At 55.3% G+C, this 16,059-nt stretch carries 14 protein-coding genes; 12 read left to right on the forward strand and 2 right to left on the reverse strand.

Annotation, left to right across the window (positions count from 1 at the left end; translation table 11 throughout):
- Nucleotides 1–147: 147 nt before the first annotated feature.
- The 3 genes from tal (at nt 148) to AC6I8E_RS02930 (ending at nt 3,228) form a co-directional block, all read left to right on the forward strand.
- Nucleotides 148–1,101: a transaldolase gene (gene tal / locus AC6I8E_RS02920; RefSeq protein ID WP_013356716.1), complete on the forward strand. Its 954-nt coding sequence runs from the start codon at nt 148–150 to the stop codon at nt 1,099–1,101.
- A gap of 125 nt (nt 1,102–1,226) precedes the next feature.
- Nucleotides 1,227–1,814, forward strand: coding sequence for a molybdopterin adenylyltransferase (gene mog / locus AC6I8E_RS02925; RefSeq protein WP_497824407.1), 588 nt, complete (start codon nt 1,227–1,229; stop codon nt 1,812–1,814).
- A 106-nt stretch (nt 1,815–1,920) separates the two neighbouring features.
- Entirely contained in the window at nt 1,921–3,228 is a 1,308-nt protein-coding gene (locus AC6I8E_RS02930) for an MFS transporter (RefSeq protein ID WP_095706221.1), read from the forward strand.
- 50 nt (nt 3,229–3,278) lie between these two features.
- On the opposite strand, the gene satP is transcribed toward AC6I8E_RS02930, so the two are convergent.
- Complete coding sequence (gene satP, locus AC6I8E_RS02935; protein WP_497824408.1) at nt 3,279–3,848, reverse strand: acetate uptake transporter; 570 nt, start codon at nt 3,846–3,848, stop codon at nt 3,279–3,281.
- A gap of 304 nt (nt 3,849–4,152) precedes the next feature.
- Between satP and dnaK the strand changes: the two genes are divergently transcribed.
- The 4 genes from dnaK (at nt 4,153) to nhaR (ending at nt 9,568) form a co-directional block, all read left to right on the forward strand.
- Nucleotides 4,153–6,063, forward strand: a complete 1,911-nt coding sequence (gene dnaK / locus AC6I8E_RS02940) for a molecular chaperone DnaK (RefSeq protein ID WP_013356720.1) — start codon at nt 4,153–4,155, stop codon at nt 6,061–6,063.
- Nucleotides 6,064–6,167: 104 nt separating this feature from the next.
- The gene (gene dnaJ, locus AC6I8E_RS02945) at nt 6,168–7,313 is read left to right on the forward strand and encodes a molecular chaperone DnaJ (protein WP_003854835.1); all 1,146 of its coding nucleotides are present in this window, start codon (nt 6,168–6,170) and stop codon (nt 7,311–7,313) included.
- 165 nt (nt 7,314–7,478) lie between these two features.
- On the forward strand, nt 7,479–8,651 hold the full coding sequence (nhaA, locus tag AC6I8E_RS02950) for a Na+/H+ antiporter NhaA (RefSeq protein ID WP_095706219.1): 1,173 nt from the start codon (nt 7,479–7,481) through the stop codon (nt 8,649–8,651).
- 8 nt (nt 8,652–8,659) lie between these two features.
- A complete protein-coding gene (gene nhaR, locus AC6I8E_RS02955) occupies nt 8,660–9,568 on the forward strand; it encodes a transcriptional activator NhaR (RefSeq protein ID WP_497824409.1) in 909 nt (302 codons plus the stop codon).
- 36 nt (nt 9,569–9,604) lie between these two features.
- On the opposite strand, the gene rpsT is transcribed toward nhaR, so the two are convergent.
- Entirely contained in the window at nt 9,605–9,868 is a 264-nt protein-coding gene (rpsT, locus tag AC6I8E_RS02960; protein WP_008925553.1) for a 30S ribosomal protein S20, read from the reverse strand.
- Nucleotides 9,869–10,174: 306 nt separating this feature from the next.
- Between rpsT and ribF the strand changes: the two genes are divergently transcribed.
- Genes ribF through ispH form a run of 5 tightly spaced genes read left to right on the forward strand, consistent with a single transcriptional unit; the run spans nt 10,175 to nt 15,864 of the window.
- Nucleotides 10,175–11,104 carry a bifunctional riboflavin kinase/FAD synthetase gene (ribF, locus tag AC6I8E_RS02965; RefSeq protein WP_013356724.1) on the forward strand — a complete coding sequence of 310 codons (930 nt, stop codon included), beginning with the start codon at nt 10,175–10,177 and terminating at the stop codon, nt 11,102–11,104.
- Between the two features lie 29 nt (nt 11,105–11,133).
- On the forward strand, nt 11,134–13,950 hold the full coding sequence (gene ileS / locus AC6I8E_RS02970) for an isoleucine--tRNA ligase (protein ID WP_497824410.1): 2,817 nt from the start codon (nt 11,134–11,136) through the stop codon (nt 13,948–13,950).
- Nucleotides 13,950–14,456 carry a signal peptidase II gene (gene lspA / locus AC6I8E_RS02975; protein WP_061061572.1) on the forward strand — a complete coding sequence of 169 codons (507 nt, stop codon included), beginning with the start codon at nt 13,950–13,952 and terminating at the stop codon, nt 14,454–14,456. The genes ileS and lspA overlap by 1 nt, the downstream gene beginning before the upstream one ends.
- A 3-nt stretch (nt 14,457–14,459) precedes the next feature.
- On the forward strand, nt 14,460–14,930 hold the full coding sequence (gene fkpB / locus AC6I8E_RS02980) for an FKBP-type peptidyl-prolyl cis-trans isomerase (protein ID WP_497824411.1): 471 nt from the start codon (nt 14,460–14,462) through the stop codon (nt 14,928–14,930).
- Nucleotides 14,911–15,864: a 4-hydroxy-3-methylbut-2-enyl diphosphate reductase gene (gene ispH, locus AC6I8E_RS02985; protein ID WP_013356728.1), complete on the forward strand. Its 954-nt coding sequence runs from the start codon at nt 14,911–14,913 to the stop codon at nt 15,862–15,864. The genes fkpB and ispH overlap by 20 nt, the downstream gene beginning before the upstream one ends.
- Nucleotides 15,865–16,059 lie beyond the last annotated feature (195 nt).

Genomic DNA, 16,059 nt, shown 5'->3' on the forward strand with positions numbered 1-16,059 from the left:
GTACCAAAAAAGCCGCAAAGAATGACGAATCACACCTATTTGTTCGCGCTATCGTAAACGGCATTCCCTGACCTTGCGCCACCGTTGGCGCGTGATATTATCCCAACAGCCTTTTTTCACACTGACAGTTAACTAAGAGAAAAGAACATGACGGACAAACTTACCTCCCTGCGTCAGCTCACCACCGTCGTCGCCGACACCGGTGATATCGCAGCTATGAAGCTGTATCAGCCGCAGGACGCTACCACCAACCCTTCTCTGATTCTTAACGCCGCACAAATCCCTGAATACCGTAAACTGATCGATGAAGCGATCGGCTGGGCGCGTGAGCAGAGCAGCAACAAAGAAGAGCAGCTGCAGCTGGTTTCTGACAAGCTGGCCGTGAACATTGGTCTGGAAATTCTGAAACTGATTCCAGGCCGTATCTCGACTGAAGTCGATGCGCGTCTCTCTTACGACACTGAAGGCAGCATCGCGAAAGCCCGCAGCCTGATCAAACTCTACAACGATGCCGGTATCAGCAATGACCGCATCCTGATCAAACTGGCCTCTACCTGGCAGGGCATCCGCGCTGCAGAGCAGCTGGAAAAAGAGGGTATCAACTGTAACCTGACCCTGCTGTTCTCGTTTGCTCAGGCGCGTGCCTGTGCCGAAGCGGGCGTGTTCCTGATCTCTCCGTTTGTTGGCCGTATCCTCGACTGGTACAAAGCCAACACTGACAAGAAAGAGTATGCCGCGCACGAAGATCCAGGCGTGGTTTCTGTTTCTGAAATCTACAACTACTACAAGCAGCACGGCTATGAAACCGTGGTGATGGGCGCCAGCTTCCGTAACGTTGGTGAAATCATCGAGCTGGCTGGCTGTGACCGTCTGACCATTTCGCCTGCGCTGCTGAAAGAGCTGGCAGAGAGCGAAGGGACCCTGGAGCGTAAACTGAGCTACAGCGGTGAAGTGAAAGCGCGTCCGGCCCGCATGACCGAGTCTGAGTTCCTGTGGCAGCACAACCAGGATCCAATGGCGGTGGCTAAGCTGGCAGAAGGTATCCGCAACTTTGCCGTTGATCAGGGCAAACTTGAGAAGATGCTGGCAGAACTGCTGTAATCTGCTGACCGTGGCGGCGCAGGCTGCCACGGTTTTCTCTTTTCCGACCCTTTCACTTTATATTATCCTCTCTGCTATTCCCCTTTTACTCCACCGCACCGCGGTAAATCACAGCGAAGCTCATCATGAATACATTACGCATTGGCCTGATCTCGGTCTCCGATCGCGCCGCGAACGGCATCTATCAGGATCAGGGGATCCCCGCGCTGGAGAGCTGGCTTAGCAGCGCAATCAGCAGCCCGTTTGAGATTGAGTCCCGGCTGGTGCCCGACGAGCAGCCGATGATTGAGCACGCCATTTGCGAGCTGGTCGATGAACGCTTTTGCCATCTGGTGTTAACTACCGGCGGCACCGGTCCGGCCCGACGCGATGTCACGCCCGATGCCACCTTGGCCGTGGCCGATCGGGAAATGCCCGGCTTTGGTGAGCAGATGCGTCAGATCAGCCTGCAGTTCGTGCCGACCGCGATTCTGTCGCGTCAGGTTGGGGTAATCCGCAAACAGTCGCTTATCCTCAATCTGCCCGGTCAGCCGAAGTCGATCAAAGAGACACTGGAAGGGCTGAAAGATGAGCAGGGCAAGGTAAAAGTTCACGGTATCTTTGCTTCTGTACCTTATTGTTTACAGTTGCTGGAAGGACCTTATGTTGAAACGCATCCTGACGTGGTAGCAGCATTTCGGCCTAAAAGCGCCATCCGTAAGATAAATAACTAAATATCCCGCATTTCAGGCATAAGCTACAGTTCGGCTGGTGTGGCAAAAGATTGACGATATAGTAAGGGTATCTTTACAACCTTGTCTCTTTTGCCTCTGGACTATTATGAATCCGACTCACACGCAGCGTCTGACCGGTAAGGATTACAAAACCCTGGCGCTGGCCGCGCTGGGCGGCGCGCTGGAATTTTACGACTTCATCATCTTTGTCTTCTTCGCCACCGTGATTGGCGAGCTCTTCTTCCCCTCCGATATCCCGGAATGGCTGCGTCAGCTGCAGACGTTTGCCATTTTTGCCGCAGGCTATCTGGCACGCCCGCTGGGTGGCATCGTGATGGCGCATTTTGGCGACAAACTCGGGCGCAAAAAGATGTTCAGCCTGAGTATTCTGCTGATGGCGCTGCCAACCCTGATGATGGGCGCTTTACCCACCTGGCAGACGATTGGCATTGCTGCGCCACTGCTGATGCTGCTGATGCGGATGCTGCAGGGCGCGGCGATTGGCGGAGAAGTGCCAGGTGCATGGGTGTTTGTCGCTGAGCACGTGCCATACAAACGTATCGGCATCGCCTGTGGCACGCTGACGGCCGGGCTGACCATCGGCATTTTACTGGGCTCGCTGGTGGCGACGCTGATTAATACCTCGATGTCGCAGCAGGCGATTCATGACGGCGGCTGGCGTATTCCATTCTTCCTCGGTGGCGTGTTTGGTCTGATCGCCATGTACCTGCGGCGCTGGCTGCATGAGACGCCGGTCTTTGTTGAGATGCAGCAGCGTAAAGCGCTGGCTGAAACGCTGCCGCTGAAGACCGTGCTGGCGGAGCATAAAAAGTCGATTGTCATCTCCATGCTGCTGACCTGGCTGCTCTCCGCCTGCATTGTGGTCGTGATCCTGATGTCGCCGGTCTGGCTGCAGAAGCAGCTGGGCATCGCGCCCGCGCTGACCCTGCAGGCCAACAGTATCGCTACCGTGATGCTCTGCATCGGCTGCATTGTTGCCGGACTCGCTGTCGATCGTTTTGGTGCCAGTCGTACGTTATGTATCGGCAGCCTGCTGCTGGCACTCTGTAGCTGGCAGTTCTATCACCTGACTGCCCTCTATCCGCAGCAACTCTTTCTGCTCTATGGCGTGGCGGGCCTGAGCGTCGGTATTGTCGGCGTCGTGCCCTTTGTGATGGTGCGTGCCTTCCCGGCAGAGGTGCGTTTTACCGGCCTCTCGTTTTCCTACAACCTTTCCTATGCCATCTTTGGCGGGCTGACCCCGATCTTTGTGTCGCTGCTGATGAATGTCTCCGTGATGGGGCCGTGCTGGTATGTGATGGCACTGGCGCTGGTGGGATTGCTGACCGGTATCTGGTTGCGGCGTGATGTCAGCCATGAGCCGGACCTGCAGCAGGGCGTTAAGACGTTGTAACAGGGAAACGCGGAGCCAGGCTCCGCGTTTTTTTCAGGCGTGAAGCAGGCTTAAAGTGCCTTTGCGCCAATCGGCAGAAGAGTGCGGCCAAAGGTTTCGTTCAGCACTTCACCCATTGCCAGATAGCAGGCGCTGGCACCACAGATGATTCCGACCCAACCCGCAGACACGACCAGCGAAGGCTGGTGCATAAGGTGAGCCACGGCCAGCAGCAGAAACAGCAGGGTGAGGGAGCCGAAGACAAACTGCAGCATCCGCGTACCTTTCAGCGTGCCGATAAACATAAACAGCGTGAAGATGCCCCACAGTACCAGCCATGCACCCAGGAAGCGTTCGTCAGGCGCTTTCGCCAGACCCATCTGCGGTAACAGCAGGATCGCCACAAAGCTTAACCAGAACATGCCGTAAGAGGTAAAGGCGGTCAGCCCAAAGGTGTTGTTCTTTTTAAATTCCAGCAGACCGGCCAGCACCTGCGCGATCCCGCCATAAAAAATTCCCATCGCTAAAATTGCCACGTCCATGTCAAACAGACCCGCGTTGTGCAGGTTTAGCAAAATGGTTGTCATGCCAAATCCCATTAAGCCCAGCGGGGCAGGATTAGCCAGCGTTGAATTTGCCATAGTTCCCCGGCAGTAAGATGATCGTTAATGAAATAAAAGGACTTCAGCCTGCTCACAGAAAGGAGCAAGGCGACGCATCATATTCAGTGGGTTAATCGTGTTCTTTGATCCCGGCAGGGCCAGAGGTAGAAAAATTTTTTTTGGTTTAGCCCTTGATGCGCATCGAAGCGGCCCCATCTACTTGTCATCGAGCGTTGTGAACGTTGGAAAAAAAGCATGTGCTGGCAGGTTGAATGCAAACAACCCGCCCACATAAAAGGTTCACAACCCAAATTGGCAACGAATTTAAGTGGGAGATGTTTAGATGGGTAAGATTATTGGTATTGACCTGGGTACAACCAACTCTTGTGTTGCGATCATGGATGGCACTAAAGCACGTGTGCTGGAAAATGCCGAGGGCGATCGCACCACGCCTTCAATTATTGCGTATACACAGGATGGCGAAATTCTGGTTGGTCAACCGGCTAAACGTCAGGCAGTGACCAACCCGCAGAATACCCTGTTCGCAATCAAGCGTCTGATCGGTCGTCGTTTCCAGGACGAAGAAGTGCAGCGTGATATTAAAATCATGCCATACAAAATCACCGGCGCTGACAACGGCGACGCCTGGCTGGAAGTGAAAGGTCAGAGAATGGCACCACCGCAGATCTCTGCTGAAGTGCTGAAGAAAATGAAAAAGACCGCCGAAGATTACCTCGGTGAGCCAGTGACCGAAGCGGTTATTACCGTACCGGCCTACTTCAACGATGCGCAGCGTCAGGCGACCAAAGATGCCGGCCGTATCGCGGGTCTGGAAGTCAAACGTATCATTAACGAACCGACTGCTGCTGCACTGGCATACGGTCTGGACAAAGGTCAGGGCAACCGCACCATCGCGGTTTATGACCTGGGTGGCGGTACCTTCGATATCTCAATCATCGAGATCGACGAAGTTGACGGCGAAAAAACCTTTGAAGTTCTGGCAACCAACGGTGATACCCACCTGGGTGGTGAAGACTTCGACAGCCGCCTTATTAATTATCTGGTTGCTGAATTCAAAAAAGACCAGGGCATCGATCTGCACAACGATCCACTGGCGATGCAGCGTCTGAAAGAAGCGGCAGAGAAAGCGAAAATCGAACTTTCTTCTGCACAGCAGACCGACGTTAACCTGCCATACATCACGGCAGATGCGACTGGTCCTAAGCACCTGAACATCAAAGTGACCCGCTCTAAACTGGAGTCACTGGTTGAAGATCTGGTTGCACGCTCAATCGCGCCACTGAAAGTTGCGCTGCAGGATGCAGGCTTGTCTGTATCAGACATCAACGACGTTATTCTGGTGGGTGGTCAGACCCGTATGCCACTGGTTCAGGCGAAAGTGACCGAATTCTTCGGTAAAGAGCCGCGTAAAGACGTGAACCCGGACGAAGCCGTTGCCGTTGGTGCTGCGGTTCAGGGTGGTGTACTGGGTGGCGACGTGAAAGACGTGCTGCTGCTGGACGTTACCCCGCTGTCACTGGGTATCGAAACCATGGGTGGCGTGATGACTTCGCTGATCAGCAAGAACACCACTATCCCAACCAAGCACAGCCAGGTCTTCTCGACGGCTGAAGATAACCAGTCAGCCGTGACCATTCATGTGCTGCAGGGTGAGCGTAAGCGCGCCAATGACAACAAGTCACTGGGCCAGTTCAACCTCGACGGTATCCAGAATGCGCCACGCGGTATGCCACAGATCGAAGTCACCTTCGACATCGATGCGGATGGTATCCTGCATGTATCGGCGAAAGACAAGAACAGCGGTAAAGAGCAGAAGATCACCATCAAAGCCTCTTCAGGTCTGAGCGATGAAGAGATCCAGAAAATGGTGCGTGATGCAGAAGCGAATGCTGAATCTGACCGTAAGTTCGAAGAGCTGGTACAGACGCGTAACCAGGGTGACCAGATTGCCCACAGCACGCGTAAGCAGCTGGACGAAGCAGGCGACAAACTGTCAGCTGATGACAAAGCGCCAATCGAAGCCGCTCTGGCCGCGCTGGAAACTGCGCTGAAAGGCGAAGACAAAGCGGAAATCGACGCCAAAATGCAGGCGCTGATGGAAGTATCCGGCAAACTGATGGAAGCAGCACAGCAGTCTCAGGCGGGTGCAGCAGATGCCGGTGACGCGTCAGCGAAGAAAGATGACGACGTTGTCGATGCTGAATTCGAAGAAGTGAAAGACAACAAGAAATAATTGCCCCTGACCGGGCGCGACGGTTGGCCTGACAGCCGTTGAAACCAGCACGGGCGTAGGAGATCTCTCCACGCCCGTGCGATCATGTTAAGGGCTAAAAAAACATGGCGAAGAGTGATTACTACGAGATTTTAGGCGTCGCCAAATCCGCGGACGAGCGTGAAATCAAAAAGGCTTACAAACGCCTGGCAATGAAATTCCACCCGGACCGCAATCCCGGTGACAAAGAAGCCGAAGCTAAATTCAAAGAGGTCAAGGAAGCCTACGAAATCCTGACCGATGCGCAGAAGCGTGCGGCCTACGATCAGTATGGTCATGCAGCCTTTGAACAGGGCGGCATGGGTGGCGGTGGATTCGGCGGCGGCGGCTTTGGTGGCGGCGGTGCAGACTTCAGCGATATCTTTGGCGACGTATTCGGTGACATCTTTGGTGGTGGACGCCGTCAGCGCGCCTCCCGTGGCGCCGATTTACGCTACAACATGGAGCTGTCGCTGGAAGAAGCGGTACGCGGCGTGACCAAAGAGATCCGCATTCCAACCCTGGAAGAGTGTGATGTCTGCCACGGCAGCGGTGCGAAAGCGGGAACGCAGCCACAAACCTGTTCAACCTGTCACGGTGCAGGCCAGGTGCAGATGCGCCAGGGCTTCTTCACTGTCCAGCAGGCCTGTCCGACCTGTCATGGTCGCGGCTCGGTGATTAAAGACCCGTGCAACGCCTGTCATGGTCACGGCCGCGTCGAGAAATCGAAAACGCTGTCAGTGAAAATCCCGGCAGGGGTCGACACCGGCGATCGCATTCGTCTGAGTGGCGAAGGCGAAGCGGGCGAGCAGGGCGCACCAGCCGGCGATCTTTACGTTCAGGTATCGGTGAAGAAACACCCGATCTTCGAGCGTGAAGAGAACAATCTCTACTGCGAAGTGCCGATCAACTTTGCGATGGCGGCGCTGGGCGGCGAGATTGAAGTGCCGACACTGGATGGTCGCGTGAAGCTGAAAGTGCCGTCAGAAACCCAGACCGGCAAGCTGTTCCGCATGCGTGGACGTGGCGTCAAATCGGTACGTGGCGGCGCAGTCGGCGACTTGTTATGCCGTGTCGTGGTGGAAACACCGGTCAGCCTGAATGAGAAACAGAAAACGCTGTTGCGTGAACTGGAAGAGAGTTTTGGCGGCCCAAGCGGCGAGCATAACAGCCCGCGCTCCAAGAGCTTCTTCGACGGCGTGAAAAAGTTCTTCGATGACTTAACCCGTTAAGTTCATCCACTCTGAAAGCCAGCGCCTGCAGCTGGCTTTTTTTTTGCGTGCACTTCTCAATTCGCTATTTCCGAATGATTACCGCCAAATAAACTGTTTTTTTCGAGCTGTTGTTACCGCTATTCTTAGGGCCTTTGATTGACCTCTGGATTAAGGACAACGCGTGTGAATATCAGACTAAAAAAAATACTGGAAAGCGACGCTACCGGCGGTGTGGTGCTGATTATTGCGGCTGCGCTGGCGATGATGCTGGCCAATAGCGGAGCGACGCAGCAGGGCTATCGCGATCTGCTGGCGATTCCGGTGGAATTTCGCTTTGGTGCGCTCGATATCAGCAAAGACCTGCTGCTGTGGATTAACGATGCGCTGATGGCGCTATTTTTCCTGATGGTGGGACTGGAGGTCAAACGCGAACTGGTGATGGGTGCGCTGGCTAAACGTGAACAGGCGCTGTTCCCACTGATTGCGGCGCTGGGTGGCATGATCGCCCCGGCGATCATTTTTCTGCTGTTTAACGGTGCCGATGCCACCACCCGTAGCGGCTGGGCGATCCCGACCGCCACCGATATTGCCTTTGCGCTGGGCATCCTGGCACTGCTGGGAAGCCGCGTGCCGCCTGCTCTGAAAATCTTCCTGATGGCGCTGGCGATTATCGACGATCTCGGGGCTATCGTAATTATCGCGCTGTTCTACACGCATCACCTTTCGATGGCCTCGCTGGGCGTTGCCGCCGCTGCCATTGCCGTGCTGGCGCTGATGAACCTGCTTAACGTTCGCAACACCGGTCTCTATCTGCTGGTGGGGCTGGTGCTGTGGGTGGCGGTACTGAAGTCGGGTGTTCATGCGACGCTGGCGGGTGTCGTGGTCGGCTTCCTGATTCCGCTGGCGAAGAAAGAGGGCCACTCTCCGGCGATTCATCTTGAGCATGCGCTGCATCCCTGGGTGCGCTGGGTGATCCTGCCACTGTTTGCCTTTGCCAATGCGGGTGTGTCACTGACGGGCGTTTCGTTCGGCAGCCTCTTCTCGCTGCTGCCGCTGGGCATCATCGCCGGGCTGCTGATTGGTAAGCCTCTGGGCATCACGCTGTTCTGCTGGCTGGCAGACAAAACCCGCATAGCCAGGCTGCCGGAAAATACGCACATTAAAGATATTGCGGCGGTAGGGGTGCTGTGCGGTATTGGCTTTACCATGTCGATATTTATCGCCTCGCTGGCCTATGGCGACATCAGTGCTGAACTGATGACGCTGGCGAAGCTGGGGATTCTGTCAGGCTCGATTCTGTCGGCGGTGCTGGGCTATGTGATCCTTGGCTGGCGTCTGAAGCAGCGTGCGGCGTAGGGCAGCCTATGGCGCACATTAATTACAATCACCTCTATTACTTCTGGCACGCTTGCCGCGCGAGGTCGATTGCGGGTGCTGCAGAGGCCCTCTCGCTGACGCCACAGACCATTACCGGGCAGATTAAGGCGCTTGAAGAGCGCCTGCAGGGCAAGCTGTTCCGGCGTCAGGGGAGGGGGCTGGTGCCGACAGAACTGGGGCAACTGGTGTTCCGCTACGCTGACCGCATGTTTATGCTGGGTCAGGAGATGCTGGATATCGTTAACTACCGCAAAGAGTCCCATCTGCTTCTGGATGTTGGCGTGGCAGATGCGCTCTCTAAGCAACTGGTCAGTAAGGTGCTGGAGACCGCAGTGGCTGCCGGGGAGAAGATTCACCTGCGCTGTTTCGAGTCGACCCACGAGATGCTGCTGGAGCAGCTCAGTCAGCATAAGCTGGATATGATTATCTCTGACTGCTCCATCGATCCGACCCAGCAGGAAGGGCTGTTTTCGGTGAAGCTGGGGGAGTGCCCGATCAGCTTCTGGTCCGCGCAGCCGATCACCGATCTCTCTTTTCCGGCCTGCCTTGAGACGCATCCCCTGCTGATTCCGGGTCGCCGCTCGATGCTGGGGCGCAAAATCCTCAACTGGATTACGACCCAGGGGCTGCAGGTGGAGATTCTCGGTGAGTTTGATGATGCGGCCCTGATGAAGGCGTTTGGTGCGCGGCAGAATGCATTTTTTGTAGCAGCAGCGCTGGACAGGGATCAGCAGGAGGGGAGTTATGAAGTTGGCCGGCTTGATGCGGTGTCAGAGGAGTATCACATCCTCTTCGCGGAGCGGATGATTCAGCATCCGGCGGTGCAGCGTCTCTGTCACGCAGACTTCAGCGGACTCTTTCCCCGCCAGAGTACAGACGAAAAAAAACCGGCGTAAGCCGGCTTTTTCAACAAAGCGATTAACAACGGGCGATTAAGCCAGTTTGTTGATCTGTGCAGTCAGGTTTGATTTATAACGTGCAGCTTTGTTTTTGTGGATCAGACCTTTAGCGGCCTGACGATCCACGAGTGGTTGCATTTCATTGAATGCGTTCTGCGCAGCAGCTTTGTCGCCTGAAGCGATCGCCGCGTATACTTTCTTAACGAAGGTACGCATCATTGAGCGGCGGCTAGCGTTATGCTTGCGGCGTTTCTCAGATGTTACGGCGCGTTTCTTAGCTGATTTGATATTAGCCAAGGTCCAACTCCCAAATGTGTTCTATAGAGACAAATCAAAGGCCGAGGACTATGCCCTTCTAACCTGATTTTGTCAATGGATTTGTGCAAATAAGCGTCGCTCTATGAGCAGCACTCGGTTACGTATTTGATGGCGCAAGATTCTACCAGCTTCCCCTCGCTGAATACAGTATTTCGCGACAAAATTCTTAACATGCGCATCTGCAACAGGAAATGCAGCACCTAAAGCATGAAAGGCGTGCTGACGGGTTAACCTGAGTCGCTTTCAAGGGTATAATCCGCCGATTTCCACCGGTTTGGGCCAGCCATGAAGTTTATCCGCGGTATTCATAATCTTAACGAGCAGCATCGCGGCTGCGTTCTGACCATTGGTAATTTCGATGGCGTACACCGCGGGCATCAGGCGCTGATGTCCCGTCTGTGTGAAGAGGGACGTAAGCGTAATCTGCCGGTCGTGGTCATGGTTTTTGAGCCACAGCCGCTGGAGCTGTTTGCCGGTGATAAAGCCCCGGCACGCCTGACGCGCCTGCGTGAAAAACTGCGCTATATGGCGGAAGCCGGCGTCGATAAAGTGCTGTGTGTGCGGTTTGACCGTCGCTTCGCAGCCCTGTCCGCCCAGCGTTTTATCAGTGACCTGCTGGTCGACAAGCTGGACGTAAAGTACCTCGCAGTAGGCGATGATTTCCGCTTCGGCGCTGGTCGCCAGGGGGATTTCCTGTTATTACAGAAAGCCGGTGCGGAGTATGGTTTTGAGGTCGTGAGCACCGAAACCTTCTGTGACGGCGGGAAGCGAATCAGCAGCACCGCCGTGCGTCAGGCACTGGCCGCAGATGATTTAGCGCTGGCGCAGTCGCTGTTAGGTCATCCTTTCACCATTTCCGGCCGCGTCGTGCACGGTGATGCACTGGGACGCACGCTGGGTTTCCCCACTGCGAACCTTCCTTTACGCCGCAGCGTCTCGCCGGTGAAAGGAGTTTATGCGGTGGAGGTCCAGGGGCTGACGCCCGAGCCACTGCCGGGTGTTGCCAATATCGGCACCCGTCCGACCGTAAAAGGTTTACGCCAGCAGCTTGAAGTTCACCTGCTCGACATCAATATGGATCTCTATGGTCGTCACATTGATGTGGTGCTGAAACAGAAAATACGAAACGAGCAGCGCTTTGCCTCACTGGAGGCGTTGAAAGAACAAATTGCGAACGATGTGGTAACGGCCCGGCAGTTCTTTGGGCTGCTTTAACCTGAGCGAAAAACGGAATCGAGAATCTGATGAGTGACTATAAATCTACCCTGAATTTGCCGGAAACGGGATTCCCGATGCGTGGCGATCTGGCCAAACGCGAACCGGGAATGTTGCAACGCTGGTATGCCGACAACCTGTACGGCATTATCCGCGAAGCCAAAAAAGGGAAAAAAACCTTTATCCTGCATGATGGCCCTCCGTATGCGAACGGCAGCATTCATATTGGTCACTCTGTTAACAAGATTCTGAAAGACATTATCGTCAAGTCGAAAGGCATGGCGGGTTATGACTCGCCGTATGTGCCGGGCTGGGACTGTCACGGTCTGCCAATCGAACACAAAGTTGAGCAGATGATCGGCAAGCCAGGCGAGAAAGTCAGCGCCGCTGAATTCCGTGCCGCGTGCCGCAAATATGCCGCTGAACAGGTTGAAGGCCAGAAGGCAGACTTTATCCGTCTGGGCGTGCTGGGCGACTGGGATCGTCCTTACCTGACCATGGATTTCGGCACCGAAGCTAACATCATCCGTGCGCTGGGTAAAATCATCGGCAACGGCCACCTGCATAAAGGCGCGAAGCCGGTGCACTGGTGCCTGGATTGCCGTTCTGCTCTTGCAGAAGCGGAAGTCGAGTATTACGACAAAACGTCACCGTCAATTGATGTGATGTTCAACGCTATCGATGCCGACGCGGTGCGTCAGGCATTTGGCGTAGCACAGGTCAATGGCCCAATCTCACTGGTGATCTGGACAACGACGCCGTGGACATTACCGGCTAACCGCGCCATCTCTCTGCATCCTGAATTTGAATACCAGCTGATCCAGATCGAGGGACGCGCCCTGATCCTGGCGAAAGAGCTGGTTGAGAGCGTCATGAAACGCGCCGGTGTCAGTGAATGGCAGGTACTGGGCGAATGCAAAGGCGCTGCACTGGAACTGCTGAAATTCCAGCACCCGTTCCTGGCGATTGAGTCGCTGGTGGTGCTGGGCGATCACGTGACGCTGGACGCGGGTACGGGTGCAGTTCACACCGCACCCGGCCACGGTCCGGATGACTACGTCATCGGTCAGAAATATGGCATCGAAACGGCGAATCCGGTCGGACCGGATGGCAGCTACCTGCCAGGCACCTATCCGACGCTGGATGGGATTAACGTCTTCAAAGCTAACGACATGATCGTTGAGCTGCTGAAAGAGAAAGGCGCGCTGCTGCACGTTGAGAAACTGCTGCACAGCTACCCGCACTGCTGGCGCCACAAAACGCCGATCATCTTCCGCGCCACGCCGCAGTGGTTCATCAGCATGGATCAGAAAGGACTGCGTGCGCAGTCGCTGAAAGAGATCAAAGGCGTGCAGTGGATCCCTGACTGGGGCCAGGCGCGTATCGAATCGATGGTGGCGAACCGTCCTGACTGGTGTATCTCCCGTCAGCGTACGTGGGGCGTGCCAATGGCGCTGTTCGTTCATAAAGAGAGTGAAGAGCTGCACCCGGACACGCTGGCGCTGATGGAAAAAGTGGCGCAGCGCGTTGAGCAGGAAGGCATTCAGGCCTGGTGGGATCTCGACCCGCGCGAACTGATGGGCGACGACGCCGATCATTACGTCAAAGTGCCGGATACGCTGGATGTCTGGTTCGACTCCGGTTCTACCAGCTACTCTGTGGTGGATGCGCGTCCGGAATTTGGCGGACATGCGCCTGACCTCTATCTGGAAGGCTCCGATCAGCATCGCGGCTGGTTTATGTCCTCGCTGATGATCTCCACGGCGATGAAGGGCAAAGCGCCTTATCGTCAGGTACTGACACACGGTTTCACCGTGGATGGTCAGGGCCGTAAGATGTCGAAGTCGATCGGCAATACCGTTGCGCCGCAGGATGTGATGAACAAGCTGGGCGCTGATATTCTGCGTCTGTGGGTGGCCTCAACCGACTACTCAGGCGAAATGGCGGTCTCCGATGAGATCCTCAAGCGCTCTGCCGATGCCTACCGTCGTATCCGTAACACCGCACGCTTCCTGCTGGCTAACCTCAGCGGCTTCAACCCGGCCACCGATCTGGTGAAACCGGAAGAGATGGTCGTCGTGGATCGCTGGGCAGTGGGTCGCGCACAGGCAGCACAGGCCGATATCGTTGCCTCTTATGAGAACTACGATTTCCACGAAGTGATCCAGCGTCTGATGCAGTTCTGCTCAATTGAGATGGGCAGCTTCTATCTCGACATCATCAAAGATCGTCAGTACACCGCGAAAGGTGATGGCCTGGCACGTCGCAGCTGCCAGACCGCGCTGTGGCATATCGTCGAAGCGCTGGTGCGCTGGATGGCACCGATCATGTCCTTTACGGCGGATGAGATCTGGGGCTACCTGCCAGGTGAACGCGCGCAGTATGTCTTCACCGAAGAGTGGTATGAGGGTCTGTTTGGCCTGGCGGAAGATGAAGCGCTGAATGACGCCTACTGGGCTGAGCTGCTGAAAGTGCGTGGCGAAGTGAACAAGGTAATCGAGCAGGCGCGTGCGGATAAACGTATCGGTGGCGCACTGGAAGCGACGGTGACGCTGTATGCCGATCCGGAACTGGCGGCTAAGCTGCAGGCGCTGGGCAATGAACTGCGCTTTGTGCTGCTGACCTCTGGCGCACAGGTGGCGGATTACGCCCTGGCGAACGACGAAGCACAGCAGAGTGAAGGGCTGAAAGGTCTGAAAATCGCGCTGCACAAGGCGGAAGGCGAGAAATGTCAGCGCTGCTGGCATTACACTACCGATGTCGGACAGAATCCTGAGCATGCTGAGGTCTGTGGTCGTTGTTACACTAACGTAGCCGGTGACGGCGAACAGCGTGAATTTGCCTGATGCGTAAACCTATTTTATCAACCGGATTGCGCTGGCTGTGGCTGGTGCTGGTGGTGATTGTTGTGGACTTCGCCAGTAAGCAGTGGGTGATGAACAACATGATGCTGCATGAAACCCAGCCGCTGATGCCTTATCTGAATCTGTTCTACGCGCACAACTACGGCGCGGCGTTCAGTTTCCTTGCAGACAAAGGTGGCTGGCAGCGCTGGTTCTTTGCGGGCATCGCACTGGCTATCGTGATCTCACTGATGGTGATGATGTACCGCAATCATGCCAGCCAGAAGATCGCTAACATCGCGTATGCGCTGATTATCGGCGGCGCGATAGGTAATCTGTTCGATCGCTCATACCATGGCTTTGTGGTCGATTTTATCGATTTCTATGTCGGTAACTGGCACTTCGCTACATTTAATATCGCTGACTGCGGCATCTGTATTGGTGCGGCACTGGTGGTGCTGGAGGGCTTTTTCAGCCCGAACGGCAAACAGGCTAAACAGAAAGGGTAAGTGATGACTGAGTCCGTACAGCGCGAAAGCGCGGTGTTGGTGCATTTTACGCTGAAGCTGGAAGATGGCTCGACGGCGGAATCGACCCGTGCAAACGGCAAGCCCGCGCTGTTCCGCCTCGGTGATGGCAGCCTCTCTGCGGCACTTGAGCAGGCGCTGCTGGGGCTGAAATCGGGTGAAACTAAGCAGTTCACCCTCGAGCCAGAAGACGCCTTTGGCGGCGTCAGCCCTGACCTGATTCAGTATTTCTCGCGTCGGGACTTTATCGATGCAGGCGAACCTGAAGTGGGTGCCATCATGCTGTTCAGCGGCATGGGCGGCAGTGAAATGCCAGGCGTGATCCGTGAAGTCTCCGGTGATTCGATCACCGTGGATTTCAACCATCCGCTGGCAGGTCGTCGTATTCAGTTTGATGTAGAGGTGCTGGAAATCGATCCGGCACTGGAGGCGAACGATGCAAATCCTGTTAGCTAATCCGCGCGGTTTCTGCGCTGGCGTTGATCGCGCCATCAGTATTGTTGAGCGCGCGCTGGAGATGTATGGCGCGCCCATCTATGTCCGTCACGAAGTGGTGCATAACCGTTACGTGGTGAACAGCCTCCGTGAGCGCGGTGCTATCTTCATTGAAGAGATCAGCGAAGTGCCGGATGACGCGATTCTGATCTTCTCGGCACACGGTGTTTCACAGGCCGTGCGTGCCGAAGCTAAAGCGCGCAATCTGACCATGCTGTTCGACGCCACCTGTCCGCTGGTGACCAAAGTGCATATGGAAGTGGCGCGTGCCAGCCGTAAAGGTGTGGAAGCGATTTTGATTGGTCATGCGGGTCATCCGGAAGTTGAAGGCACTATGGGGCAGTACAACAACCCTAATGGCGGCATGTATCTGGTGGAGTCACCGGAAGATGTCTTCAGGCTGACTGTCAAAGACGAAAACAATCTGAGCTTCATGACGCAGACCACGCTGTCGGTGGATGACACCTCTGACATCATTGATGCCCTGCGTCAGCGTTTCCCTGCGATCATCGGGCCGCGTAAAGATGATATCTGCTACGCCACCACCAACCGTCAGGAAGCCGTTCGTACGCTGGCGAAAGATGCGGAAGTGGTGCTGGTGGTAGGGTCGAAAAACTCCTCGAACTCTAACCGTCTGGCTGAGCTGGCACAGCGTGCCGGTAAGCTGGCGAAGCTGATCGACTCTGCGGATGATATTCAGGAAGAGTGGGTAAAAGGCGTGGCCTGTATTGGTGTGACCGCGGGTGCCTCAGCCCCCGATATTCTGGTGCAGCAGGTGATCCAGCGGCTGCGTGAGCTGGGCGGCGAAGCAGCGATTGAGCTGATTGGCCGTGAAGAGAATATTGTTTTCGAGGTGCCTAAAGAGCTGCGCGTCGAAGTACGTAACGTGCAGTAACTCTTCGATATAACTGATAAAAAGGCCGACTCTGTTCGGCCTTTTTTGTTTTTCTGGTCTGACTAAAAACGCCGTGGTTTGCTGCGGTGATTGCTTTTACTGATAATCACAGGCGGCTGGCATAAAATTCTTATTATCACGGATTAATAGTGGCGTGACTGTTAACTCATCGTTAACCTGATGACGCTTTGGATG

This window comes from Pantoea sp. X-Soil-YNGN-785, from assembly GCF_059730585.1.

Excerpts from the sequence above, each read along its gene's own strand:
- tal (WP_013356716.1), top strand. The coding sequence starts at position 148 with ATGACGGACAAACTTACCTCCCTGCGTCAGCTCACCACCGTCGTCGCC.
- mog (WP_497824407.1), top strand. The coding sequence starts at position 1,227 with ATGAATACATTACGCATTGGCCTGATCTCGGTCTCCGATCGCGCCGCG.
- AC6I8E_RS02930 (WP_095706221.1), top strand. The coding sequence starts at position 1,921 with ATGAATCCGACTCACACGCAGCGTCTGACCGGTAAGGATTACAAAACC.
- satP (WP_497824408.1), bottom strand. The coding sequence starts at position 3,848 with ATGGCAAATTCAACGCTGGCTAATCCTGCCCCGCTGGGCTTAATGGGA.
- dnaK (WP_013356720.1), top strand. The coding sequence starts at position 4,153 with ATGGGTAAGATTATTGGTATTGACCTGGGTACAACCAACTCTTGTGTT.
- dnaJ (WP_003854835.1), top strand. The coding sequence starts at position 6,168 with ATGGCGAAGAGTGATTACTACGAGATTTTAGGCGTCGCCAAATCCGCG.
- nhaR (WP_497824409.1), top strand. The coding sequence starts at position 8,660 with ATGGCGCACATTAATTACAATCACCTCTATTACTTCTGGCACGCTTGC.
- ribF (WP_013356724.1), top strand. The coding sequence starts at position 10,175 with ATGAAGTTTATCCGCGGTATTCATAATCTTAACGAGCAGCATCGCGGC.
- ileS (WP_497824410.1), top strand. The coding sequence starts at position 11,134 with ATGAGTGACTATAAATCTACCCTGAATTTGCCGGAAACGGGATTCCCG.
- lspA (WP_061061572.1), top strand. The coding sequence starts at position 13,950 with ATGCGTAAACCTATTTTATCAACCGGATTGCGCTGGCTGTGGCTGGTG.
- fkpB (WP_497824411.1), top strand. The coding sequence starts at position 14,460 with ATGACTGAGTCCGTACAGCGCGAAAGCGCGGTGTTGGTGCATTTTACG.
- ispH (WP_013356728.1), top strand. The coding sequence starts at position 14,911 with ATGCAAATCCTGTTAGCTAATCCGCGCGGTTTCTGCGCTGGCGTTGAT.